23 protein-coding genes are annotated in these 22698 nt (G+C 71.8%); 8 read left to right on the forward strand and 15 right to left on the reverse strand.

Annotated features, from left to right (window positions below):
• Positions 1–3: 3 nt before the first annotated feature.
• The 7 genes from IQ279_RS02850 to IQ279_RS02880 form a co-directional block, all read right to left on the reverse strand.
• Complete coding sequence (locus IQ279_RS02850) at positions 4–780, reverse strand: aminoglycoside adenylyltransferase family protein (RefSeq protein ID WP_206346696.1); 777 nt, start codon at positions 778–780, stop codon at positions 4–6.
• A 29-nt stretch (positions 781–809) separates the two neighbouring features.
• On the reverse strand, positions 810–2381 hold the full coding sequence (locus tag IQ279_RS02855; RefSeq protein WP_307792101.1) for a type VI secretion protein: 1572 nt from the start codon (positions 2379–2381) through the stop codon (positions 810–812).
• Positions 2382–2383: 2 nt separating this feature from the next.
• On the reverse strand, positions 2384–3838 hold the full coding sequence (locus tag IQ279_RS02860; RefSeq protein ID WP_206346697.1) for an ATP-binding protein: 1455 nt from the start codon (positions 3836–3838) through the stop codon (positions 2384–2386).
• 14 nt (positions 3839–3852) lie between these two features.
• Positions 3853–5403: an SCO6880 family protein gene (locus IQ279_RS02865; RefSeq protein WP_206346698.1), complete on the reverse strand. Its 1551-nt coding sequence runs from the start codon at positions 5401–5403 to the stop codon at positions 3853–3855.
• A complete protein-coding gene (locus IQ279_RS02870) occupies positions 5400–6686 on the reverse strand; it encodes a hypothetical protein (protein ID WP_206346699.1) in 1287 nt (428 codons plus the stop codon). Before IQ279_RS02870 ends, IQ279_RS02865 begins: the two co-directional genes overlap by 4 nt.
• Positions 6676–7467, reverse strand: coding sequence for a DUF8175 domain-containg protein (locus IQ279_RS02875; RefSeq protein ID WP_206346700.1), 792 nt, complete (start codon positions 7465–7467; stop codon positions 6676–6678). The genes IQ279_RS02870 and IQ279_RS02875 overlap by 11 nt, the downstream gene beginning before the upstream one ends.
• Before the next feature lie 559 nt (positions 7468–8026).
• A complete protein-coding gene (locus IQ279_RS02880; RefSeq protein WP_093658653.1) occupies positions 8027–8335 on the reverse strand; it encodes a DUF8827 family protein in 309 nt (102 codons plus the stop codon).
• A gap of 157 nt (positions 8336–8492) precedes the next feature.
• On the opposite strand from IQ279_RS02880, the gene IQ279_RS02885 reads away from it, so the two are divergent.
• Positions 8493–9419, forward strand: a complete 927-nt coding sequence (locus IQ279_RS02885) for a C40 family peptidase (RefSeq protein WP_241027577.1) — start codon at positions 8493–8495, stop codon at positions 9417–9419.
• Between the two features lie 193 nt (positions 9420–9612).
• Positions 9613–10293: a phosphatase PAP2 family protein gene (locus tag IQ279_RS02890; RefSeq protein ID WP_206346702.1), complete on the forward strand. Its 681-nt coding sequence runs from the start codon at positions 9613–9615 to the stop codon at positions 10291–10293.
• A 120-nt stretch (positions 10294–10413) separates the two neighbouring features.
• On the opposite strand, the gene IQ279_RS02895 is transcribed toward IQ279_RS02890, so the two are convergent.
• Positions 10414–10596: a hypothetical protein gene (locus IQ279_RS02895; protein WP_206347217.1), complete on the reverse strand. Its 183-nt coding sequence runs from the start codon at positions 10594–10596 to the stop codon at positions 10414–10416.
• 87 nt (positions 10597–10683) lie between these two features.
• Between IQ279_RS02895 and IQ279_RS02900 the strand changes: the two genes are divergently transcribed.
• Together IQ279_RS02900 and IQ279_RS02905 are read left to right on the forward strand one after the other, a co-directional pair.
• Positions 10684–11541, forward strand: a complete 858-nt coding sequence (locus tag IQ279_RS02900) for an SCO4651 family lipoprotein (RefSeq protein ID WP_206346703.1) — start codon at positions 10684–10686, stop codon at positions 11539–11541.
• Positions 11542–11693: 152 nt separating this feature from the next.
• Complete coding sequence (locus IQ279_RS02905; protein WP_241027682.1) at positions 11694–11876, forward strand: hypothetical protein; 183 nt, start codon at positions 11694–11696, stop codon at positions 11874–11876.
• A gap of 50 nt (positions 11877–11926) precedes the next feature.
• Here IQ279_RS02905 and IQ279_RS02910 read toward each other — a convergent pair whose 3' ends face one another.
• A complete protein-coding gene (locus IQ279_RS02910) occupies positions 11927–12247 on the reverse strand; it encodes a metal-sensitive transcriptional regulator (protein ID WP_206346704.1) in 321 nt (106 codons plus the stop codon).
• 204 nt (positions 12248–12451) lie between these two features.
• Between IQ279_RS02910 and IQ279_RS02915 the strand changes: the two genes are divergently transcribed.
• Together IQ279_RS02915 and IQ279_RS02920 are read left to right on the forward strand one after the other, a co-directional pair.
• Entirely contained in the window at positions 12452–13072 is a 621-nt protein-coding gene (locus IQ279_RS02915; RefSeq protein ID WP_206346705.1) for a DUF47 domain-containing protein, read from the forward strand.
• A gap of 5 nt (positions 13073–13077) precedes the next feature.
• Positions 13078–14073 carry an inorganic phosphate transporter gene (locus IQ279_RS02920; RefSeq protein WP_206346706.1) on the forward strand — a complete coding sequence of 332 codons (996 nt, stop codon included), beginning with the start codon at positions 13078–13080 and terminating at the stop codon, positions 14071–14073.
• A 219-nt stretch (positions 14074–14292) separates the two neighbouring features.
• On the opposite strand, the gene pstB is transcribed toward IQ279_RS02920, so the two are convergent.
• From pstB to pstS, 4 genes are all read right to left on the reverse strand, one after another.
• Complete coding sequence (gene pstB / locus IQ279_RS02925; RefSeq protein ID WP_206346707.1) at positions 14293–15069, reverse strand: phosphate ABC transporter ATP-binding protein PstB; 777 nt, start codon at positions 15067–15069, stop codon at positions 14293–14295.
• Between the two features lie 32 nt (positions 15070–15101).
• Positions 15102–16178: a phosphate ABC transporter permease PstA gene (gene pstA, locus IQ279_RS02930; protein ID WP_206346708.1), complete on the reverse strand. Its 1077-nt coding sequence runs from the start codon at positions 16176–16178 to the stop codon at positions 15102–15104.
• On the reverse strand, positions 16178–17173 hold the full coding sequence (pstC, locus tag IQ279_RS02935; protein ID WP_206346709.1) for a phosphate ABC transporter permease subunit PstC: 996 nt from the start codon (positions 17171–17173) through the stop codon (positions 16178–16180). Before pstC ends, pstA begins: the two co-directional genes overlap by 1 nt.
• Before the next feature lie 138 nt (positions 17174–17311).
• Entirely contained in the window at positions 17312–18439 is a 1128-nt protein-coding gene (pstS, locus tag IQ279_RS02940; RefSeq protein WP_206346710.1) for a phosphate ABC transporter substrate-binding protein PstS, read from the reverse strand.
• Positions 18440–18783: 344 nt separating this feature from the next.
• On the opposite strand from pstS, the gene IQ279_RS02945 reads away from it, so the two are divergent.
• Entirely contained in the window at positions 18784–20004 is a 1221-nt protein-coding gene (locus IQ279_RS02945) for a C40 family peptidase (protein ID WP_307792106.1), read from the forward strand.
• Between the two features lie 141 nt (positions 20005–20145).
• Complete coding sequence (locus IQ279_RS02950; RefSeq protein WP_241027534.1) at positions 20146–21429, forward strand: PP2C family protein-serine/threonine phosphatase; 1284 nt, start codon at positions 20146–20148, stop codon at positions 21427–21429.
• Between the two features lie 66 nt (positions 21430–21495).
• Here IQ279_RS02950 and IQ279_RS02955 read toward each other — a convergent pair whose 3' ends face one another.
• Both IQ279_RS02955 and IQ279_RS02960 read right to left on the reverse strand, forming a co-directional pair.
• Positions 21496–21846, reverse strand: coding sequence for a DUF2516 family protein (locus IQ279_RS02955; protein WP_173915025.1), 351 nt, complete (start codon positions 21844–21846; stop codon positions 21496–21498).
• A 94-nt stretch (positions 21847–21940) separates the two neighbouring features.
• Complete coding sequence (locus tag IQ279_RS02960; protein WP_206346711.1) at positions 21941–22693, reverse strand: hypothetical protein; 753 nt, start codon at positions 22691–22693, stop codon at positions 21941–21943.
• Positions 22694–22698: the final 5 nt, after the last annotated feature.

The raw sequence follows: 22698 nt of genomic DNA on the forward strand, positions 1-22698 counted from the left end.
CGTTCATGCTTTCTCCTGTTGGATTCGGCTGATCTCGGAGAGGACTTTCTCCGTATGCGGGCGCACCTGAGCCCGCAGTTCGTCGCTCCAGGTCTCCTCGGAGTAGCGACGGTTGAGATAGAGATCCCTGGCGTGCTTCAGGACGGGCCGGTGTTCCGGCGGGAGCCGGGCGAGAGCCCAGTCGGCTGCGGTGTCCTTCGGTGCGATCTCGCCGGTGACGAGCGTGGTCCAGATACGGGCGAGGGTCAGTACGACGTTACGGGTGTCGTCCTCCAACTCCTCGAGCAGATCGGGAATACCCGCAGTGCTCGCTCGCGCCAGGTCCCTGTGCGGTACGGGGTCGATTACCCGCGCGGGCGGCGGACCGATGAGGGGGCGGTCTCCGGCCAACACCGTGGTGAGCAACAGGGCCAGATCCGGCGCCGGCTCCGGGTGAGGCACCTCGCCGGCCTCGAACGCGTCGCGTAGCCACTCGCCGTACAGGAAATCGCCGGTCGGCGGGAATCGCCATGGGCGGATCTCGGACTGGACGACGACGCTGAGTTCGACCGGTCGGCGGGACTCGTCCGCTGAATCCACTGAGGCGGAGATCCCGAGCAGTCCTTCGGCAAGCGAGTGCCGCTCCCGTTCGTCCATGGTTCGCCGGGACAGGACGAGGAGGTCGATGTCGCTGGCCGGCCGGAGGCCTCCGAGTACGGAGGAGCCGTGGAGGTACACGCCGATGGCCGTGGAGCCCAGTACGCCTTCGACCAGTTCCACGGCCTCCTGGAGCTGACTCATCCCCGTGGCGTCCTCACTCGGGCGGGCGGTCAGGGCTTGGGGCGCGCCGGCGGCTCGGCTTCGCCGAGCTGCGGCCACCAGGCGTGTGCCTGTGCCTCCGAGCGCAGCAGGGCCAAGGTCGGCATGCCCGTCGGCTCGCCGTTGACCAGGAGGTCGGGCAGCTGGGGGACTGGGGCGACCGCCGCGGCGTTGTGGAGGATCAGGGAGAGTGGTGGGTCGAGCCGGCCGGCGGATGACCCTGCGGCCATGCGGCGGCCGTGCTCGACCACGCTTGCGGTGAGAGCCGTGAGGAGCGGCATCGTGCCAGGGGCACGGCGCGGGTCCTCGACGGTTTCGCCCACGACGTAGAGCGTTCCCCATTCGGCCGCAAAGGATTCCAGGGCGGCCGAATCCGTGCGCGGAGCCGTGCACGCGTTGCGGATGTGGAGTTGGGACAGGCAGGACAGGGCGCTTCGGACGGTGCGGACGGCGGCGTCCCGGCGCTCGGGGTGGGCGATCAGAGTCGCCTCCAGTTCGCCCGCCGCGCCGGACGCCGCCTTGGGGTGCGTACGCAGGATCCGGACGGCTTCCGAGGAGGATCCCTCCGGGGCGTTGGCCCAGCGGTGGACCTGGCGGAACGGCTCGCCGGCCACGGCGGCGGCGTGGAGCCAGCAGCCCAGGAGCGTCTCGGCGGCATCGTGGACGGCAGCGTCAGCCCGTGCGGGGCTGCGTACGGGGGCGAGCAGGGCCGCGGCCCGCCCGGCGGCGGTACGGCGGTCGTCGCAGCCGTGGTGGGGCGACCAGCGCAGCCGCACGGGGGCGTCGGTGAGCTGCCCCGGGTCGTAGACGTGGACGGGGCCGAGCTTGGCGCGGGCTCCCGCGGTCTCCGCCCACAGGGCGGGGTCGGCGGTCACGACGAGGGCGGCCCCGGGGGCGGCGCGCAGGGCGTCGGCGGCCCGGACGGTGTGAAGGGCGCCGTACTCGACGCCCGCGGGAGGGCCGGAGAACGCCTCGGGGACGGGACGGGCCCGTACGGCCGAGGGGGCCTGTACGAGCTCCCGAGGGGGCGCGGGGGCCACCTCCTCGGGGGGCGCGGCCTCCTGGGCGTCGGAGGCACCGGCGAGGGCTCTGCCGCCCTCGGGCGCTGCGGGAGAGGTGAGAGGCGTCGCGGCCGTCCCGTGGGGCGCGGGCGGGGTGTCCTTGTACGGGGCCGTCTGCCGGGCGGCCCGCCGCGCGGCGCGCAGGGCGCGGCGTCGGGCCACGGCGCCGGCGGCGAAGAAGCCCAGGACCGTCAGGACCATCGCCTGGCTGATGAGGATCCCCCAGAACAGGCCCGGCCCCGGCAGGGTTTCGGCCTGCGCGCCGGGCCAGGCGGCGGCCAGGTCGCCCGGTTCGGAGACCAGCGCGCGCATGGCCGCCGGGGTGCGGGTGAAGGTGACGCCCTGCGGCCATGCTCCGTGGGCGAGGAGGCCGGCCAGCCCGGCTGCCGTCCAGCACAGGACGGTGACGCCCAGCAGGAGGCCCATGAGGCCGAGCAGGAGGCCGTCGGGGATGCCCCTCCGCGGCGGGGCGCCCGTGCCGTCGCCCTGCGTTCCCGGTGCTCCGCCGTGGCCCCGGGCCACCGTCAGGCCACCGTCTCGTCGGCGCGTGCGAGCCGCTCCATCGCGGCGGCCCGGGACTCGGTCTCGGCGTCGAGTTCGTCGGCCAGGGTGTCCTTCACCGGCGAGTGCGGGGAAGGGGCGGGAGGAGACCCGGACGGGGAGTCCGGCGCGGAGGATTCGGTCATGGCGCGGTCGGTGAACACCAGCGGGCGCTCGGCCTCGGTGACCAGGTGTTTGACGACCTGGACGTTGCCGTTGACGTCCCAGACGGCGATGCCGGGGGTGAGCGTGGGGATGATCTCCACGGCCCAGCGCGGCAGGCCCAGCACCTTTCCGGTGGCCCGTGCCTCGTCGGCCTTCTGGGCGTAGATGGTGCGGGTGGAGGCCATCTTGAGGATGGCTGCCGCCTCCCGGGCCGCCGCTCCGTCGACGACGTCCGACAGATGGTGGACGACCGCGACGAACGACAGGCCCAGGCGCCGGCCGAACTTCAGCAGGCGCTGGAAGAGCTGGGCGACGAACGGGCTGTTGATGATGTGCCACGCCTCCTCGACCAGGAAGATGCGCTTCTTGCGGTCGGGGCGGATCCAGGTGTGCTCCAGCCAGACGCCGACGATGGCCATCAGGATCGGCATGGCGATGGAGTTGCGGTCGATGTGGGAGAGGTCGAAGACGATCAGGGGAGCGTCGAGGTCGATGCCCACCGTCGTCGGGCCGTCGAACATGCCGCGCAGGTCGCCGTCGACCAGGCGGTCCAGGACGAGGGCCACGTCCAGGCCCCAGGCGCGCACGTCCTCCAGGGCCACGTTCATCGCCTCGGCCGACTCCGGCTCCGGATGGCGCAGTTGCTCGACTATGTCGGTGAGGACGGGCTGGCGTCCGGTGACGGTGTCGTTGACGTAGGAGTGCGCGACCTTCAGCGCGAAGCCGGCGCGCTCGTCGAGACCGTGGCCCATGGCGACCTCGATGATGGTGCGCAGCAGGGCGAGCTGGCCGGTGGTGGTGATGGACGGGTCCAGCGGGTTGAGGCGGATGCCCTGGTCGAGGGCGGCCATCGGGTCCAGGCGGACGGGGGTGACGCCCATCTGCTCGGCGATCAGGTTCCACTCGCCCACGCCGTCCTCGCCCTGGGCGTCCAGGACGACGACCTGGCGGTCGCGGAAGCGCAGCTGGCGCAGGATGTACGTCTTCTCCAGCGCCGACTTTCCGTTGCCGGACTCGCCCAGCACCAGCCAGTGGGGGGCCGGGAGCTGCTGGCCGTAGAGCTGGAAGGGGTCGTAGATGTAGCCCTTGCCGCTGTAGACCTCGCGGCCGATGATCACCCCGGAGTCGCCCAGTCCGGGCGCGGCGGTGGGCAGGTAGACGGCCTGGGCCTGGCCCGTGGAGGTGCGCACGGGCAGGCGGGTGGTCTCGGTCTTGCCGAAGACGAAGCTGGTGAAGGCGTCGGTGACGGCGGTCAGCGGATCGAACGCGGCCATGGTGTTGCGCCTCCTCAGCGGCGGATGCCGGTCGCGAACGGCAGGGTGTTCACGAACGCACGGTGATGCTCCCGGTCGCACCACTCCAGCTTCAAGTAGCTCTTTCCGGCCGATGCCCGGATCGTGCGCTTGTCGCGCGCCAGGGCGTCGGGGTTGCGGGAGGAGACGGTGATGTAGCCGACGAGGTTGACGCCCGCGGCGCCGGAGGCGAGGTCCTCGCCGCGCTGGTCGACGCGGCTGTGGGCGGCCACGTCGCGCGGGTCGACGGTGCGGTTCATCTTGGCGGCGCGGCTGGCCTCGGCGGCGTCGTTGGTCTTCTCCGTCAGCATGCGCTCGATGGCGACCTCTGTCGGCTCCAGGTCCATGCAGACGGCGACGGTGCGGATCACGTCGGGGGTGTGGACCAGCAGCGGGGCGAGGAAGTTGACGCCCACGGGGGTCATCGGCCACTCCTTGACCCAGGCGGTGGCGTGGCACCAGGGGGCGCGGGTGGCGGACTCGCGGGTCTTGGCCTGGAGGTGGGTGGGCTCGGAGGCGTCCAGCTCGGCGGGCCAGGCGTTGCGGCGGCTCATGGCCTGGATGTGGTCGATGGGGTGGTCCGGGTCGTACATGGAGTGGATCAGGGACGCCATGCGGGACTGGCCCAGCGGCTGCCGCACCCGGATGTCGGCCTCGGCGAGGCGGGCGCAGATGTCGGTCAGTTCGCGGGCCATGACGACGGCCAGGCCCTCGTCGCGGGTGAGGCGGCGGCCCGTGGAGGCGCGGGTGGCCTTGGCGATCGCGGTGGCCTCCGCGGCCAGGTCGCGGGTGTAGTGCATGCAGGCCACCAGATAGGCGCGGTGCTGTTCGCTGGAGGTGGAGACCATCGACAGCAGCTGCTCGTAGGAGTCGCGCAGCCAGGGCGCGGCCCGCTCGTCGCCGCGCTGCGCGACGTCCTTGGCGTGGGCGTCGGGGTCGGCGGGGAGGGTGCGGGCGAGCATCTGGAGGCGGGTGACGAAGCCGTCGCCGTTGGCCACGTGCTTGAGGAGGGTGCCGAAGCGGTCGACGAGGGCCTCCTGGTCCTCGCTGTCGCGCAGGCCCACGCCCGGTCCCTCGATCTCGATGGCGGCGGTGACGGTGCGGCGGTCGGCGTGGAGCAGCACGGCGATCTCGTCGGGCCCGAAGGGTGCGGACAGCCAGTTGACCCGGCCGACGCCGGGAGGCGCGGGGACGTCCACCTCGGTGCCGTCCAGCCGGGTGCCGGCCTCGGCGGCGGCGGAGCGGTAGGTGGTGCCGCGGCGCAGCAGACGCCGGTAACTGCGTTTGATCTCGAACCACCTGTAGTACGTCCGGCCGTTGTAGGGGACGTACACCGCGGCCAGGGCGAGCAGCGGGAAGCCGACCAGCAGGGCGATGCGCAGCGACAGGACGGGGACGAGGAGCCCGCTCATCATGCCGAGGAAGGCGCCCGCGACGATCAGCGCGATCTCGCCCGTCTCCCGGTTCCTGCCGACGACGGCGTTGGGACGGGCGCGCCCGATCATGTACGTGCGGCGCGGAGCGACGGTGTGGGACGGGGTCGTCATCCGCGATCACCTCCGGTGCGGTTGCTGGTGGTGCCGCCGCCGCTGCCCGTACGGGGCGGGGGCGGCGAGGTGGGCCGGGAGGAGGCCCGGTCGCCGCGCGAGGCGTGGGCGGCCACACCGCCGGAGACCGGGTTGGCGGGCCGGGCGGCGGCGCCGGACTGCCCGCCGCCGCTGCCGCCCTCGGCGCCACCGCGGGCGCTGTGGGTGGTGATGCCCTGGCGGAGCATCGCGGCGGGGGAGGAGACCACGGCGGCGGCCGTACGGGAGGCGGGGTCGGCGCTGGCGTTGCGCTGGCGGACGATCTCGTCGCCGAAGCCGGGGACGAAGCGGTAGATCATGGCGCTGGCGAAGATGGCGAGCAGGATGATCGCCAGACCGGAGACGATCGCGGAGAAGGCGTTCGGGCCCTCGTCGGAGGCGAGCGCCCCGGCGAGGCCGAGGACGATGACGATGACCGGCTTGACGAGGATCACCGCGATCATGATGCCCGCCCAGCGGCGTACGTGGCCCCACAGGTTCTTGTCGACGAGCCCGGCGTAGACGACCGTGCCCAGCAGGGCGCCGACGTACAGCAGGGCGGCGCGGATGACGAGTTCGAGCCAGAGGACGCCGGCGGCGAGGACGGAGACGAGGGAGACGACGATCAGCATGATCGGGCCGCCGCCGATGTCGTCGCCCTTCTTCAGGGCCTCGGAGAAGGAGCCGAAGAACTTGTCCGTGTCGGATCCGGTGCCCGCGGCGATCACGTCGGTGACGGCGTCGGTCGCGGTGACCAGGGTGTAGAGGATCAGGGGGGTGAAGGCGGAGGCGAGGACCGTCAGCCACAGGAAGCCGATGGCCTCGGTGAGGGCCTCGGTGAGGGGGATGCCGCGCACGGCGCGCTTGGCGACGGCCAGCAGCCACAGCACGAGGGTGAGGATCGTCGAGGCGGCGAAGACGACGGCGTACTGGCGCAGGAAGGCGGGGTTGGTGAAGTCGACGGTGGCGGTGGAGGAGACGGCCTCGGAGAGCTTGTCGACGATCCAGGCGGCGGCCTCGGCGCAGCCCTGGGCGAGGGAGGCGAGGGGGTCGAGGGTGGACAGTGGGTCGGAGTCGGCGCCGCCGGAGCCGTCGGTGTCGCACAGCTCCCTGGCGGGGGTGTCGAGTTCCTCGCAGGGGTCCGGGCTCGCGGTCGGTGTGGGTTCGGCTGCCGCGCGGGCGGCCAGCCAGATCCCGGCGGCCTGCAGGCCCGCCAGGAGTCCGGCGAGCGACAGGGCGCGGCGGCCGGCTCGGTCAACGGGCATAGGTGAACCCTCCGTACTCCTCGACGGCCCTGCTGATGTCCTCGGCTGTGGAGGCCCGGAGGTCGCCCGGTACGGGGGCGGGGCCGTCCTTCTGGGAGTCCTCGGTGATCTTCCAGTCGGATCCGGCCCACCTCAGCCGGAAGGTCCAGGTCTTCCAGGTGGTGGTCACGGGGATGGTCGACTCCTCGCCGGCCATGCCGATCAGACCCGTGTACCAGACCTCGACGGTGGCGCCGTCCTCGGTGTACTCCGTCACGCTGGTGCCGACGGGGACGGTGCGTGAGACGAAGGTCGTGCCCTCGGGGGCCTCGCCCTCGGGTGTGAGCCCTATGCGCTCGAAGAGGGCCTCCGAATAGGCCCTGTCCTGCCGCTCCTTGACGCGTGCGGCGGCTTCGGGGGTGTAGAGGGTGTCGACGAGCATGTGCCGGTGCTCGGTCTCGAACATGCCCGTACCGCCCAGCGCCACCGCGTAGTTGGCCGCGGCGCTCTGCGCGCCCTGCTCGGTGCGGGGGAAGTCCGAGGGCACGCCGTTCGACCGCCCGGTGACGGGGCGTTCGCCGGTGGGGGCGGTGGGCCGGGCGTCCTCACGGGCCTGCGGGCCGCCGCCGCCCGGAGGGGTTTCGCCACCGCCTCTGTTGGCGAAGGCGATGGCGGCGATCAGCAGGACGACGACGCCCACCACCGTCACCATGCTGCGGCCCACCCGGACGGGCTGCCGCCGGGGCTCGTCGTACGCGTCGACGACGTCGTCCTCGTAACCGCCATCGCCGCCGATGCTCATCGTGCGCGTGCCCTCTCGGTCGCCCGGGCGCCGCCCGGTTGTCGTCGTGCCCTGCCCTTGACGTTAACTCCGCCGCGGCGGTTGTGGGACCGGTGTGTGCAGGATCGCTTCCGCACCGTGAGCGGTGGATCACCGGCCCCGGCCCTGCGGCGCCGCCCCGTGCCCTCCGGTCGTGTTCCGGTAGGGGAGGAGGGGGACCGGCCGGGGCGGGTGCGGATTCTGGGCTGGTGCATCGCTGCGGTGCTCTTTTTCCTGGTGGGGGGAGCGGTTCGACGGCTGCGGCCTTCGGGGGCGGTCGGGCCGGCGCCGGTGGTGTCCGCCTTCGGCCGCCGGTGCGGTGCCCGGTGGACGGGGGTGCCCGGCGCCACGGGTCGTTTTCGCCCGCGGCCGCGGGCGTGACGGTTCTCACGGGGCGTCAGACGCCCGCCGAACGGGGCGTGTACCGCCGACCGGCGGTGTAAGGGACGGTCCGGTCCGGTCCGCCCGCCGGGCACGCGGGCGCGTCCGGGAGCCGGACACCGGTGCCCGGGGGCCGGAGGGGAGGCGGGACGGCGCGCGGTTACACGGCCATGCCGTAGACGATCGTGAAGAGCGTGCCGAGGGATCCGATGATGAAGACCCCGGTCAGGCCCGCCACGATCAGCCCCTTGCCCTGTTCCGCGCTGAAGGTGTCGCGCAGCGCCGTGGCGCCGATGCGCTGTTTGGCCGCGCCCCAGATGGCGATGCCGAGGCAGAGGAGGATGGCGACGGCCATGACGACCTCGATCATCACGCGGGCCTCGTTGCCCAGGGATCCGAACGGGCCCCAGTCGGGGGCGATTCCGCCGATGATGGTGGTGATGTCGCCCTTTTCGGCTGCCAGAAACATGCTGTGTTCACCGCCCCGGTGAGGGTTGTCGAAAGTTGCGCTTCACTTGGATTCTGACACGGTTGCGGCCGAATCGGCAGTGAACTCCTTTCGGATGGGGGAGGGTTGAGGGGTGCGGAAGGCATGGGTGGCGATCGGGGTCGGTTTCGGGCTCGTCATGTGCTTGCTGGCGTTGCTCGTGGTGGGCACGTACAGCGCCGCGTCGAACCTGTTCGGGGGGAGGGGCGGTGCGGTCGCGCTGGCGAAGAACGCCGTGCCGGCGGCGTACCGGCCGCTGGTGCAGAAGTGGGGCAACTACTGCCCGGCACTCAACCCGGCGCTGCTGGCGGCCCAGCTCTTCCAGGAGAGCGGCTGGAACCCGAGGGCGCGCAGCCCCGCCGCGGCGCAGGGGATCGCCCAGTTCATCCCCGGCACCTGGGCGGTCCACGGCGTCGACGGCGACGGTGACGGCGACCGCGACGTGTGGGATCCGGCCGACGCGATCCCGTCGGCGGCCAAGTACGACTGCACGCTGGCGAAGAACGTCCGGGGGGTGCCCGGCGATCCGACGGACAACATGCTGGCCGCCTACAACGCGGGCCCGTACGCGGTGATGAAGTACGGCGGGGTGCCGCCGTACCGCGAGACGCAGAACTACGTGAAGGTCATCCGGAAGCTGGAGAAGAGCTTCGCGGCGCCCGCCGGGCGGCTGTCGCCGACGAAGCAGGCCGCCGGGGCGATCGACTTCGCGCAGAAGAGGCTGGGGACGCCGTACCTGTGGGGCGGGGACGGCACACCGGAGGACGGCGGGCGGTTCGACTGCTCGGGTCTGACGAAGGCGGCGTACGCGAGCGTGGGCATCGAGCTGCCGCGTGTCGCCAACGACCAGTGGAACGCCGGCCCGCACCCGAAGCGCAGCGAGCTGCTCCCGGGCGATCTGGTCTTCTTCGCGCACGACTTGACCGATTCGCGGTCGATTCACCACGTGGGGATCTACGTGGGCGGTGGCTATATGATCGACGCGCCGTACACGGGTGCGGTGATCCGCTTCGACCCGATCGACTCCCCCGACTACTTCGGGGCGACGAGGCCCACGGCATCGTGAACCCCGGGGTGGTAGCCGCCCCGGTGGCGCGGTGCGCGGCCGCGGTTCCCGGGCGCGGGTCACCCTCCGGTAACGTCCGGGTGATCGTTCGGTGGAGGTCGGAACGTACGGCCGGGGCAGGGCGTTTCCTTGTCCGGAACGAGCATTCCGCTACCACGGGGGTCGGCAGCGAAGAGTGAAGGGCAGCATTGCGATGGCCGAATGGGACAACCCCGACGTCGAGCTGCTCTACGACATCAACGGATTGGCCAGGGAAGCCCCCGACTGGGCCGACCACCTCATGGAGTACGTCGGCGAGTACGGCACGATCGTGGCGCTGGCGGTGCTGGGCCTGTGGGCCTGGTGGACGGCGCGGCGCCGCCCGGACGCGGTTTCGGCGGTGGCCGGGCTGGTCTGGGCGCCGCTGGCGGCCGGGGTGGCGGTGCTGGTGAACGTGCCGATCCGGGAGTTCGTGGAGCGGCCCAGACCCTTTCTGACCCATGACGGGCTGGAAGTGCTGGTGGAGGGGAAGAGGGACTTCTCGTTCGTCAGCGACCACGCGACACTGGCCATGGCGCTGGCCGTGGGGATCTTCATGGTCAACCGGCGGCTGGGCCTGGTCGGCATCCTGGTGGCGGTGTTCGCCGGGGTCTGCCGTATCTACATGGGGGTGCACTACCCCACCGACGTGGTCGGTGGTCTGGCGCTGGGCACGGCCGTGGCGCTGCTGCTGGCGCCGCTGGCGCTGGCGCTGCTGATGCCGCTGATGCGCGCGATGGCCGCTTCGCCGCGGATCGGCCGGCTGGTGAGCGTCTCGCCGGAGTCGGAGTCGGAGGCGCGGGCCGGGGAGCCGGACGCGGAGCGGCAGCCGCGGGACCGGGACCTGGTCGCCTGAGGGCGTCCGAGGAGGCTCACGGCCGCCGGGGCACACGCCCCGGCGGCCGTTCGCCGTCCTCGGCGCCGTCTTCCCGCCGGGCCTCACGCCCCGAGGGACCTCAGGCCTCCCGACGGGTCCTCACGTCTCCTGGTGGGCCGCGGCGTCCGCGCGGGCGCGCCCCCGGGCGCGCCGGGCCGGACCGCGCCACCCGCAACTGCAGGCGGCGCTGCAGAACGGACCCTTCTCCACGGTCGAGATCAGATGCTCCTGCGGTGGCGCCGGCCGCTGGGGCGGCACCCCCTGGCTGTCGTCCTGCTGCACACGGTCACGGTACCGGCCGTGACGGGGGCCCGGGGGCGTCGTTAGTCGGAACGGGTTCCGATACGCGTGCTTGGGGGTCGTCAGGCGATGGTGGTGCAACGGGGGCGGAAGGGCAGGACCGCGGCGGTCGGCGCGGTCTGCGCCGGGACGGCACTGGCTGTCCTGGCCGCGGCGGGCTGTTCCGGGCGGGGCGCCGCCGCCGCCGACGTGAGCGCCGCCGAGGCGCGGGCCGCCGTCCGGGAGGCGGCCGGGGCGCTGGCCGGATCGGGCACCTCCCGGACGCGTACGGCGGTGGAGATGACCAACGGCGGCACCCGGGTCACCATCCGGGGCACGGGCGTCTTCGACTACGGGAGGCGGACGGGGCGGCTGAGGGTGGTGCTGCCGGGTGAGGCCACCGGCGAGAGCGGGCGCCGCCGGGTCGTGGAGCTGGTCACGCCGGGCGCGCTGTACATGCGGAACAGGGGCGCGGGCGTGCCCGACGGCAAGTGGGTGCGCGTGGACACGGCGACCCTCCCCGACGGGAACCTGGTCACGGGCGGCGCCACCGACCCGGTCAGCGCCGCCGAGCTGCTGCGCGGTGTGCGGTCGGCGTCGTTCCGCGGCGAGGAGCGGCTGCACGGGGAGACGGTGCGGCACTACCGGGGCACGGTGGACCTCGCGGTGGCGGCGAGGGAGGCGGAGCCGCGCTCGCGCGGGCAGCTCGCCGCGGCGGCGGAGGGGCTCTCGAACCGGACGGTGGTCTTCGACGCGTACGTGGACGAGCGCGGGCGGCTGCGGAAGATCCGGCACCGCTTCTCCTTCCCGCGGGCGGCGGGCGCCCCGGGCGGGGAAGAGGACGCCGAGGTGGTCTCCACCACGTCGCTGTACGGCTTCGGCGTGCCGGTGGAGGTCGAGCTGCCGGAGCCGGAGGACATCTACACCGGGAGGATCGCCGCTCCGTAGGGAGTGCGGGAGCGCGGGAGCGCTGGGGTACGCCGGAGCGTAGCCGGGAGCGGCGGCGCGAAATGGTCCGGACGTGCCATGCGCGCGGGACGCGCTTCTTCCTACTCTGGAGTTCGGTTGCGTCGGAGGGGAGGCCGGAGGTGGTGGTGGGTGTGTCCGGGGAGCAGGGCGGTCCACTGACCGAGGACCACGTGGCCCTCGACGAGATCGAGCTCTACGGGGAGCTGATGATCGCGGCTTCGGCCGCGGTCGAGGACCGGCTCAGTCCCGCCCGCATCGACGAGGTGCTGCGGGTCGGGCGCGACCACGAGCGGAGGGGCCGGGGCCGGCCCTGACCGATGCCCGGCGGTCGTCCGCCGGCCTCCCGGACATGGCGGTGCGGGCGTCAGGTGCGCAGCAGCCGGGCGATGGCGGCCGTGGCCTCCTCCACCTTGGCGTCGACCTCCTCGCCGCCCTCGGTGGCCGCCTGGGCCACGCAGTGGCGCAGGTGCTCCTCCAGCAGTTGGAGGGCGAAGGACTGCAGGGCCTTGGTGGACGCCGAGACCTGGGTGAGTATGTCGATGCAGTAGACGTCCTCCTCGACCATGCGCTGAAGGCCGCGGATCTGGCCCTCGACGCGCCGCAGCCGTTTGAGGTGGGCGTCCTTCTCCTTGGCGTAGCCGTGCGGACCGTGGACGGTCTCTGGACGGGCGTCGGTGGTCGTCATACGGTCCTCCCGTGGTCGCCGTGAGGATCAATACCCCCACTGGGTATATGGTACCGAATTTTCCGTTCTGTGGTGATGGGGGCGTGGATCCCCGGGTACGGAGCGTGTGGTCCGATGGGTGACACTGAAGGACGCCGGTTCGATGGGACCGGATGATGCGCCTAGCATCATGAGACCGACAACGATGCACCTCGAGGAATCCCAGTGCGCTTTCGTCTGACCCCCAGGGAGACGAGCTTCTACGACATGTTCGCGGCCTCCGCGGACAACATCGTCACGGGCTCGAAGCTCCTGATGGAACTACTCGGGGCGGAGCCCTCGGCCCGGGCCGAGATCTCGGAGCGCATGCGTGCCGCCGAACACGCCGGTGACGACGCGACACACGCGATCTTCCACCAGCTGAACTCCTCGTTCATCACCCCGTTCGACCGTGAGGACATCTACCGGCTCGCGTCGTCGCTCGACGACATCATGGACTTCATGGAGGAGGCCGTCGACCTCGTCGTCCTCTACCAGGTCGAGGAGCTGCCCAAGGGTGTCGAACAGCAGATCGAGGTCCTGGCCCGGGCGGCCGAGCTGACCGCCGAGGCGATGCCGAACCTGCGGACGATGGCCAACCTCACCGAGTACTGGATCGAGGTCAACCGGCTGGAGAACCAGGCCGACCAGATCCACCGCAAGCTGCTGGCCCACCTGTTCAACGGCAAGTACGACGCGATCGAGGTGCTCAAGCTCAAGCAGATCGTGGATGTCCTGGAGGAGGCGGCCGACGCCTTCGAGCACGTGGCGAACACGGTGGAGACCATCGCCGTCAAGGAGTCCTGAACCACGTGGACACCTTCGCGCTCGTACTGACCGTCGGGGTCGCGCTCTTCTTCACCTACACCAACGGCTTCCACGACTCGGCGAACGCCATCGCCACCTCCGTCTCCACCCGCGCGCTCACCCCCCGGGCCGCGCTGCTGATGGCGGCGGTGATGAACCTGGCGGGCGCCTTCCTGGGCAGCGGAGTCGCCAAGACCGTCAGCGAGGGGCTGATCGAGACCCCGCACGGCCAGAGCGGGATGGCGATCCTGTTCGCGGCGCTGGTCGGGGCGATCACCTGGAACATGGTCACCTGGTACTTCGGCCTGCCGTCCTCCTCCTCGCACGCCCTGTTCGGCGGCATGGTGGGCGCGGCGCTGGCGGGCGGCATCGCGGTGTACTGGTCCGGGGTGTTCTCGAAGATCGTCATCCCGATGTTCGTCTCGCCGCTGGTCGGCCTGCTGCTCGGCTACCTGGTGATGGTGGCCATCATGTGGCTGTTCCGCAGGGCCAACCCGCAGCGCGCCAAGCGCGGCTTCCGCATGGCCCAGACGGTCTCGGCCGCGGGCATGGCACTCGGCCACGGCCTGCAGGACGCGCAGAAGACCATGGGCATCGTGGTGATGGCCCTGGTGATCGCGGACGTCCAGGACCACGGCCAGATCCCGGTCTGGGTCAAGGTCGCCTGCGCGCTGATGCTGTCGCTGGGCACGTACGCCGGAGGCTGGCGGATCATGCGGACGCTGGGGCGCCGGATCATCGAACTGGACCCGCCGCAGGGTTTCGCCGCCGAGACGACGGCGGCCTCGGTGATGTACACCGCCTCGTTCATGTTCCACGCCCCGATCTCCACCACTCATGTGATCACCTCCGCGATCATGGGTGTGGGCGCCACCAAGCGGGTCAGCGCGGTGCGCTGGGGGGTGGCGAAGAACATCGTGCTCGGCTGGTTCATCACCATGCCGGCTGCCGCGTTGGTGGCGGCGGTGAGTTACTGGGCGGTGCGGATGGTCGCGGGCTGAGTCCGCGTTCCGGTGTTGCGGGGGTGTCGGCCGGGGGTCCGGGGGTTGTCCCCGGGGGATGCTGCCTGGGCGGTGCGGATGGTCGCGGGCTGAGTCCGCGTTCCCGCGGCCCGAACGTGGGACGCCCGCCCCCCGGGAGCCGGGGGGCGGGCGTTTCGTCTTGCGGTGGCACCGCCATGCAGCACCGCAGACGGTCTGGACGGGCCGGGGCCGGCCGGATCAGCCGAAGCGGCCCGAGATGTAGTCCTCGGTGGCCTGGACCGAGGGGTTGGAGAAGATGCGCTCGGTGTCGTCGATCTCGATCAGCTTGCCGGGCTGGCCGACCGCCGCAAGGTTGAAGAAGGCTGTGCGGTCCGACACCCGCGCGGCCTGCTGCATGTTGTGGGTCACGATGACGATCGTGAACCGCTCCTTCAGCTCGGAGATCAGGTCCTCGATGGCGAGGGTGGAGATCGGGTCGAGCGCGGAGCACGGCTCGTCCATCAGCAGCACCTGCGGCTCGACCGCGATGGCGCGGGCGATGCACAGCCGCTGCTGCTGGCCGCCGGAGAGGCCGGAGCCGGGCTTGTTCAGGCGGTCCTTGACCTCGTTCCAGAGGTTGGCGCCCTTGAGGGACTTCTCGACGACGTCGTCGAGCTGCGCCTTCTTGTAGGAGCCGTTGAGCCGCAGGCCCGCCGCCACGTTGTCGTAGATCGACATGGTGGGGAACGGGTTCGGGCGCTGGAAGACCATGCCGATGGTGCGGCGGACGGAGACCGGGTCGACACCGCCGGCGTACAGGTCCTCGTTGTCGAGCGTCACCTTGCCCTCGACGCGTCCGCCGGGGGTGACCTCGTGCATGCGGTTGAGGGTGCGCAGGAAGGTGGACTTGCCGCAGCCGGACGGGCCGATGAAGGCGGTCACGGAGCGCGGCTCGACGGACATGGAGATGTCCTCGATCGCCTTGTGGGAGCCGTAGTACGCGGTGAGGCCGCTGACGTCGATGCGCTTGGCCATGGGAATCACTTCTCTTCTGCTCGTGCGGCCGGTCAGCGGCCGGTCTTCGGGGCCTTCCAGCGGGCTATGCCGCGGGCCACCAGGTTCAGGATCATCACGAAGGCGATCAGCACGAGGGCCGCCGCCCAGGCGCGGTCGTAGGAGGCCTCGTTGCCGTTGGCCCACTGCTCGTAGACGTAGTACGGCAGGGAGGACTGGGCGCCCTCGAAGGGGTTGTTGTTGATCGACTGGGCGCCGAACACCAGCAGCAGGATCGGCGCGGTCTCACCGGCGATACGGGCGACGGCGAGCATGACGCCCGTGGTGATGCCGCCGATCGCGGTGGGCAGCACGACCTTGAGGATGGTGCGCCACTTGGGCACGCCCAGCGCCAGGGACGCCTCGCGCAGCTCGTTCGGGACGAGCTTGAGCATCTCCTCGGTGGAGCGCACGACGATCGGCATCATCAGGATCGCCAGCGCCATGGCGCCGGCGAAGCCGGAGTAGCCGAAGTCCAGGATGATGATCCAGAAGGATAGGACGAACAGGCCGGCCACGATCGAGGGGATGCCGGTCATGACGTCGACGAAGAAGGTGACGGCCGTGGCGAGCTTGCCGCGCCCGTACTCGACCAGGTAGATCGCGGTCAGCAGGCCGATCGGCGCCGCGATCAGGGTGGCGATGCCGACCTGCTCGATGGTGCCGATGATCGCGTGGTAGATGCCGCCGCCGGGCTGGAGGGTGATCACACCGCTCATGGAGTGGGTGAGGAAGTACCCGTCCAGGACCTTGGTGCCGCGTGCGATCGTCTCCCAGATCAGGGAGGCCAGCGGGAGGACGGCGACCAGGAAGCTGACCCAGATCAGGCTGGTGGCCAGCCTGTCCTTGGCCTGGCGGCGGCCCTCGACGGCCGTGGTGAGGGCGTAGGTGGCCGCGACGTAGACGATCGCGGCGATCAGGCCCCACTGGACGCGGCTGGCCAGACCGAACGCCAGGCCGGCTCCGGCTCCGGCGCCTGCGGAGAGCAGGGCGAGGCCGGCGGGGGCCCAGCGCGGCAGACGGGGCTGCTTGAGGGTGTTGCCGGAGGGCGGCACGGTGACCGGGGGCTTGTCCATGACTGCGTTGCTCATCAGGCGTTCGCCCCCGAGTATTCCTTGCGGCGGGCGATGATCAGCCGGGCCGCGCCGTTCACCAGAAGGGTGATGACGAACAGGACGAGGCCGGACGCGATCAGCGCGTCACGGCCGATGTCGCCGGCCTCCTTGAAGCCCGCGGCGATGTTCTGGGCGAAGGTGCCGCCGCCGGGGTTGAGGAGACTGGCGTTGATCAGGAAGTTGGGGGACAGGACGGTGGCGACCGCCATCGTCTCGCCCAGCGCGCGGCCGAGACCGAGCATCGAGGCGCTGATCACACCGGAGCGGCCGAAGGGCAGGACGGCCATCCTGACGACCTCCCACCGGGTGGCGCCGAGCGCGAGCGCGGCCTCCTCCTGCATCTTCGGGGACTGCTTGAAGACCTCGCGGCTGACGTTGGTGACGATCGGCAGGATCATGATCGCCAGCAGGATGCCGACGGTGAACAGCGAGCGCGGGGCGCCGCCGTTGTAGGCGAAGACGCCGGTCCAGCCGAAGAACTGGTCGAGCCACTCGTACAGGCCGGTCAGGTGCGGCACCAGGAACAGGGCGCCCCAAAGGCCGTAGATGATGCTGGGGACGGCGGCGAGCAGGTCCACCACGTACGCCATCGGGGTGGCGATCCGGCGCGGCGCGTAGTGCGAGATGAACAGGGCGATGCCGACGGCCACGGGGACGGCCAGGACCATCGCGATGATCGAGCTGACGATCGTGCCGTAGGCCAGGACCGCGATGCCGAAGACCGGCGGGTCGGCGTTGGCGCTCCACTCGAAGGTGGTGAGGAAGTTGCCCTCGTTCTCGGCGAGGGCGACCAGGGTGCGCCAGGTGAGGAAGACCGCGATGGCGGCCATGATCACCAGCAGCGCGATGCCTGAGCCCCGGGAGAGGCCGAGGAAGATCCGGTCACCCGGACGGGTGGCGGAGTCCTTGCCGGAGGGGCCTTTCGGTGGTGGGTTCTTCGGCGCTGCGGAGGCGGTGGGTGCTATGTCCATGGTTTCTCCGGTCTGGTTAGGGGTGTCATCCCCTGGCGGCGGTGCACCGGATGGGTTGGTCGCGTGCGGAGCGGTTTTGTGTGCGGACGCGGCCGGGCGGCCGGCCCCGCTGGGGTGCGGGGCCGGCCGCCTGCTGCGTCAGGAGAGGGAGGAGATGGTCTCGCGGACCTTGGTGATGATCTCGTCGGGGATCGGGGCGTAGCCGGCGTCGGCCAGCGCGCTCTGGCCGTCCTCGCTGGCCGCGTAGGTCAGGAAGGACTTGGTCAGGTCCAGGGACTGCTTGTCGTTGCCCTTGTCGCAGACGATCTCGTAGGTCACCAGGACGATCGGGTAGGCGCCGTCGGCCTTGGTGGCGTAGTCCAGCTCCATGGCAAGGTCGTCGCCCTCGCCGACGACCTTGCCGGCGGCGATGGCCGCGGAGGCGTTGTCGACGGTGGCCTCGACGGGCTCGGCGGCGCCGGTGTCGAGCTTCACGGTCGGGATGCTGTTGCCGGTGGCGTAGGACAGCTCGAAGTAGCCGATCGCGCCGTCGTTGTTCTTGACGTTGGTGGCCACACCGGAGGAGCCGTCGGCCGACTGGCCGCCCTTGCCGGCCCACGCCTTGGCGGGCTCGTACTTCCAGGCGTCGGGCGCGGCGGCGTGCAGGTACTCGGTGAAGTTGTCGGTGGTGCCGGACTCGTCGGAGCGGTGGAAGGCCTGGATCTTGGTGGACGGCAGCTCGGCGTCCGGGTTCAGCTTCTTGATCGCCTCGTCGTCCCACTGGGTGATCTTCGAGTCGAAGATCTTGGCGATGGTCTCGGCGTCCAGGACCAGGTCGTCCACGCCGGCCAGGTTGTAGCCGACGGCCACCGGGCCGCCGACCATCGGCAGGTTGATGCCCTGGCCGCCCTCGCAGACCTCCTTGGACTGCTCGACCTCGTCCTCCTTCAGGGCCGAGTCGGAGCCGGCGAAGCCGGTCTTGCCCTGGAGGAACTCCTGGATGCCCGCGCCGGAGCCGGTGGGCTTGTAGTTGACCGCGGAGCCCTCGCAGGCCGCCTGGTAGTTCTTGACCCAGATGTCCATCGCGTTCTTCTGGGCGCTGGAGCCGGACGCGAGGAGGTTGCCCTCGCCGTCGCACTTGATGTTGCTGGCGGCCTTGGTGCCGCCGGCCTCGTTACCGCCCCCGGTGTTGTCGTCCGAGCCGCAGGCGCTCAGGACCAGTGCGCTGGAAACCACGGCGGCGCCGACGGCGAGCGTGCGGAGCCGGTTGGTGGGCTGAAGCTTCACTTCGTTCAGTTCCTTCCTGGGGCCCGCCGGTGGGGACGGCAAGCGGTGAGGTTTGTCCGGGTCTCGTGTTCAGCATGTGGGGCGGTCCGCGTCCGCCGGCGACCGGGCGCGCTCCCCATGAGGCCGAAATTAGGCAGGACAGGTGAAGCGCCCGACGGCCGAGGGTGAACGAGAGGTGAACCTCGGCGGACGGTGCAGTTGACGCGGCCGCCGACGCGCCGCGGGCGGGACGGCGGCCGTGCCCTCTGTCGCGGGAGTGGCCGACGTGGCACCATCCCCGGCTGTGGCTCGTTACGCGCGGGTAGGGGCCATGTGACGTGCGTGGACGCGCGGAAGGGAGAAGCGTGGAGCGGCAGGGGGGCGGCGCCGGTACGGCACGCCGTGGAAGGCCGTCGGCGGGCGCGGTGTCCGTGGGGGCGGCCGTCTGCGCACTGGTGTGCGCGCAGTTCGCGCTGCTGGTGGCACCGGCGGGAGCGGCCCGCGCGGAACCGGGCGGGCCGGGTGCGAAGGCGAAGGGCGGCGTCCGGACCTCGCCCGCGGCCCCCGGGCCCGGGAAGACGGAGGAGCCCGGGAAGACGCAGGAGCCCGGGGCGGCGGGAGGACCGGACGAGGCCGCCGGTGAGGACCCCACCGCGCGCCTGGAAAAACTCCGCAGGAGGATCGAGAAGCTCCACGACAGCGTGGAATCGGCCACCGAGGAGTACAACGCGGCCGATGAGAGGGCCGCGAAGCAGCGGCGCGAGATCGTACGGCTGGCCCGGGCGATCGTGCGGACCCGGGGGCAGCTGGACGATCTGAGGGACAGGACCGGGGCGATGGCCCGCGCGCAGTACCGCGGCGGCGGTCTGCCGCCCTCCGCGCGGCTGGTCCTCGGCGACGACCCGGAGGACTTCCTGCGCGACCTCGGCCTGCTCCACAAGGGTGACCAGGCGGCCAAGGGGCTGATCGCGAAACTGCGGACGGCCAACGAGGACCTCGGCGAGTACGCGGACGAGGCCACCGGCCGGTGGGCGAAGCTGGAGTCGGACCGCGAGCGGAAGGCCGAGGCGAAGAAGGACATCGAGGCCGAGCTGGCGAAGGCCGAGAAGCTGGAGTCGCGGCTGGAGGCCGACGAGCTGGAGCGGCTGCGGGAGCTGGAGGACGAGGCGGCCTGGGCCCGGCAGGCGCGCTGGCTGGAGTCGGGCGTGCTGGAGGAGATCGGCCGGCGGGCGTCGGCGCGCGGCAGGAAGGCCGTCGGGTACGCCATGGCCCAGATCGGCAAGGACTACGAGTGGGGCGCGGAGGGCCCGGGGACCTTCGACTGCTCGGGGCTGACACTGCGTGCCTGGGAGGCCGCGGGTCTGCGGATCCCGCGCACCTCGCAGGAGCAGTGGAGGCTGCTGCCGAGGGTGGAGATCACCGACATGCGCCCGGGCGACCTGATCGTCTACAAGGGTGACGCCAGTCATGTCGGCATGTACGTCGGCGACGGGGTGATGGTCCACGCGCCGCGGACCGGCCGGCAGATCACCACCGCGGGCGCGGGGTCGCTGCCGATCCTCGGGGTGGTGCGGCCCGACGCGTAGACTGCCTCGGCCGGTCACCCGTCGGCCATTTGGCATATGCCACAAGGCATTCCGTGCAGGGCCCCGGGCGGCTATGGTCGCCCGGGGCGTCTCCACCCTGACGCCTGTGTGCCCTCGGGGGGAGGGAAGAGGAATTCTGGCATGCCCGTATCGATGGGCGACGAGGTGATGACCGTGGCACTGCCGCGGCAGTCCACCGGCCCGAAGGCCGGTACTCCCGGGTCCCCCGGATCCGCGGGCGGGCTGACCCTGCTCGTCGTCGAGGACGACCCGGCGGGCTCCCTTGCCATCCCCGAGCTGCTCGACGCCTCCGGGGGCCGGGTGAGGGTCCGTACCGCCCGCAACCTCACCGAGGCCGAACGGCTGCTCACCGACGACGTCCACTGCATCCTGCTCGACCTGGCGCTGTCCGACGGCACCGCCGCCGCGGACGCCCAGGAGGAGAGCGGGGACGAGCTGGACATACTGCGCCGGGTGCTGCGGATGGCCCCCCGGCACGCGGTACTGGCGCTCACCGCCGAGGACGACGCCGAGCGCGCGGCCGAGGCCGTACGCGTCGGGGCGCAGGACTTCCTCTTCCGCGACGAGCTGGACGGACGGGTGCTGAGCCGGGCCGTCCGCTACGCGGTCGAGCGCAAGCGGGCGGACCTGGCCCAGCGCCAGCTCACCGAGTCACGGCTGCGGGCCCAGGAGAACGCCCGGCTGGAGCGCGGACTGCTGCCGACCCCGCTGCTGGGCGGCTCCGAGCTGCGGTTCGCCGCCCGCTACCGGCCCGGACGCTCCCGGGCGCTGCTCGGCGGCGACTTCTACGACACCGTGCGCACCGCGGACGGGACCGTCCACGCCATGATCGGCGACGTGTGCGGGCACGGCCCGGACGAGGCGGCGCTGGGAGTGGAGCTGCGGATCGCCTGGCGTGCGCTGACCTTCGCCGGGCTCTGCGGCGACCAGCTCCTGAGCACGCTCCAGCGGGTGCTGGAGCACGAGCGCTCCAGCGACGAGATCTTCGCCACGCTGTGCACCGTCGACATCGCGCCGGACGGCCGGCGGGCCGGGCTCTGCCTGGCCGGGCACCCCGCGCCGCTGGTGGCGGGCGGCGGGCGCGGGCCGCGGCTGCTGCCGCACCACCAGGAGGGCGGCGGCCCGGCGCTGGGCGTCCTGCCCAACGCCCGCTGGCCGCGCACCCAGGTGGAGCTGGGCGGTTCGTGGAGCCTGATGATGTACACCGACGGGCTGATCGAGGGCCGGGTCGGCCAGGGTGAGCACCGCCTGGGCCAGGAGGGCATGCTCGGGATCGTCGGCAACCGGATGGCCGCGGGGCTGCACGGCGAGGAGCTGCTGGACGCCGTACTGGCCGAGGTGCGCGAGCTCAACGGCGACGAGCTGACGGACGACGTGGCGGTGATGCTGCTCGACCGGGGCTGACCCGGACGAGCGGCGGCCGGGCCACACGGCCCGGCCCTGTGCCGGCGCCCCGATCCGCCCGGCGGCTCAGCGGCCGCCGTTGTACGGGCCGTAGGGGCCGTCGCTGCTGCTGCCGCGGCGGAAGCCGCCCTGGCCGCCCCTGCCGCCCCCGCCGACCTGGATGAGCGCGGGCCGCACGTCGACCATGTAGACGATGTTGGCGATCAGTCCGGCGATGGTCAGGAACAGCATCCCGAGGAAGAGGTTCACGGCCACCGTGATGCCCAGGATGATCAGCCAGAAGCCCTTGGTCTTCTTGTCCGCGGCACGGTAGGCGTCCTCACGGCGCAGTACCGCGTCCACGAAGCAGAAGATGCTGAAGATGAGCAGGCCCAGGAACACCCAGGACATCAGCCCGTAGAAACCGTCCAACAGCACGCTGGCCACCATCCTGTCCATGAGCCGGTCGTCGGCCCTCCACGCTACCGGCCCGGGGACCGGACACGAAGTGCGTGCCCGGTCCCGGCGGCGCTCACTCCTGCGGCTTGTCCGCGGGCAGCTTGTCCGACGGCGACGCGGCCTTCTGGGAGGAGGACTGCTTCGCCGCGGTCTTCCTGGCGGCGCTCTTCTTCGCGACCGTCTTGGGGGTCTCCCCGGCGGCGGCCTTCCTCGCGGCGCCGGCCCTGGAGGCCGTCTTCTTCGGTGCCGCGCTCTTCGATGCCGTGGTCCTCGTGGCGGAGGCCCTGCCGGGGGTGGCCCGGCGGGTGTCGCCCATCTTGGGGCGAGGCTTCTCCTCCTTGCCGCCCGCCTCGACGGTCACGGCCTCGCCGACCTTGCGCGCGCTCTTCACCGGGAGCCCGTGACCGGCGCCGGCGCCGGTCTTCTCACCGCCGTTCTTCTCGCCGCGCCACGTCCCCACCGCGCCGCGGCCGCGCTCGGCCAGCTCGCCGTATCCCTCGCGCGCCTTGACGGCGTACTCGGCGGCGAGCCCGACGCCCTGGAGTGCCAGGTGCTGGGCCTGCTCGCGCAGCTTCTTCAGATCGGTGTCGAGACCGGACAGCGCGGTGGTCAGCCGCGACTGGGTCTGCTTGGCCTGCTCGGCCAGGCGCTCCTGCACGGCCTTGTGGTCGGCGGCCTTGTCCTTGACCGCGGCCAGGCGCTCGGGCGCCGTCTCGCGGATCTTGTCGATCACGCCCGCCGCGAAGTACAGCGGGGTGGGGTCGGTCAGCGCCTTGCGGAGGTCCGCGGTCCTGTTGGCGGCCTCGTCGGCGGTCTTCTCGGGCATGAGGG

It is taken from the genome of Streptomyces verrucosisporus (assembly GCF_017114865.1).
Classification (GTDB): Bacteria; Actinomycetota; Actinomycetes; order Streptomycetales; family Streptomycetaceae; genus Streptomyces; species Streptomyces fenghuangensis.

Excerpts from the sequence above, each read along its gene's own strand:
- IQ279_RS02850 (WP_206346696.1), bottom strand. The coding sequence starts at position 780 with ATGAGTCAGCTCCAGGAGGCCGTGGAACTGGTCGAAGGCGTACTGGGC.
- IQ279_RS02860 (WP_206346697.1), bottom strand. The coding sequence starts at position 3,838 with ATGGCCGCGTTCGATCCGCTGACCGCCGTCACCGACGCCTTCACCAGC.
- IQ279_RS02865 (WP_206346698.1), bottom strand. The coding sequence starts at position 5,403 with ATGACGACCCCGTCCCACACCGTCGCTCCGCGCCGCACGTACATGATC.
- IQ279_RS02870 (WP_206346699.1), bottom strand. The coding sequence starts at position 6,686 with ATGCCCGTTGACCGAGCCGGCCGCCGCGCCCTGTCGCTCGCCGGACTC.
- IQ279_RS02875 (WP_206346700.1), bottom strand. The coding sequence starts at position 7,467 with ATGAGCATCGGCGGCGATGGCGGTTACGAGGACGACGTCGTCGACGCG.
- IQ279_RS02880 (WP_093658653.1), bottom strand. The coding sequence starts at position 8,335 with ATGTTTCTGGCAGCCGAAAAGGGCGACATCACCACCATCATCGGCGGA.
- IQ279_RS02885 (WP_241027577.1), top strand. The coding sequence starts at position 8,493 with ATGTGCTTGCTGGCGTTGCTCGTGGTGGGCACGTACAGCGCCGCGTCG.
- IQ279_RS02890 (WP_206346702.1), top strand. The coding sequence starts at position 9,613 with ATGGCCGAATGGGACAACCCCGACGTCGAGCTGCTCTACGACATCAAC.
- IQ279_RS02900 (WP_206346703.1), top strand. The coding sequence starts at position 10,684 with ATGGTGGTGCAACGGGGGCGGAAGGGCAGGACCGCGGCGGTCGGCGCG.
- IQ279_RS02910 (WP_206346704.1), bottom strand. The coding sequence starts at position 12,247 with ATGACGACCACCGACGCCCGTCCAGAGACCGTCCACGGTCCGCACGGC.
- pstB (WP_206346707.1), bottom strand. The coding sequence starts at position 15,069 with ATGGCCAAGCGCATCGACGTCAGCGGCCTCACCGCGTACTACGGCTCC.
- pstA (WP_206346708.1), bottom strand. The coding sequence starts at position 16,178 with ATGAGCAACGCAGTCATGGACAAGCCCCCGGTCACCGTGCCGCCCTCC.
- pstC (WP_206346709.1), bottom strand. The coding sequence starts at position 17,173 with ATGGACATAGCACCCACCGCCTCCGCAGCGCCGAAGAACCCACCACCG.
- IQ279_RS02950 (WP_241027534.1), top strand. The coding sequence starts at position 20,146 with ATGCCCGTATCGATGGGCGACGAGGTGATGACCGTGGCACTGCCGCGG.
- IQ279_RS02960 (WP_206346711.1), bottom strand. The coding sequence starts at position 22,693 with ATGCCCGAGAAGACCGCCGACGAGGCCGCCAACAGGACCGCGGACCTC.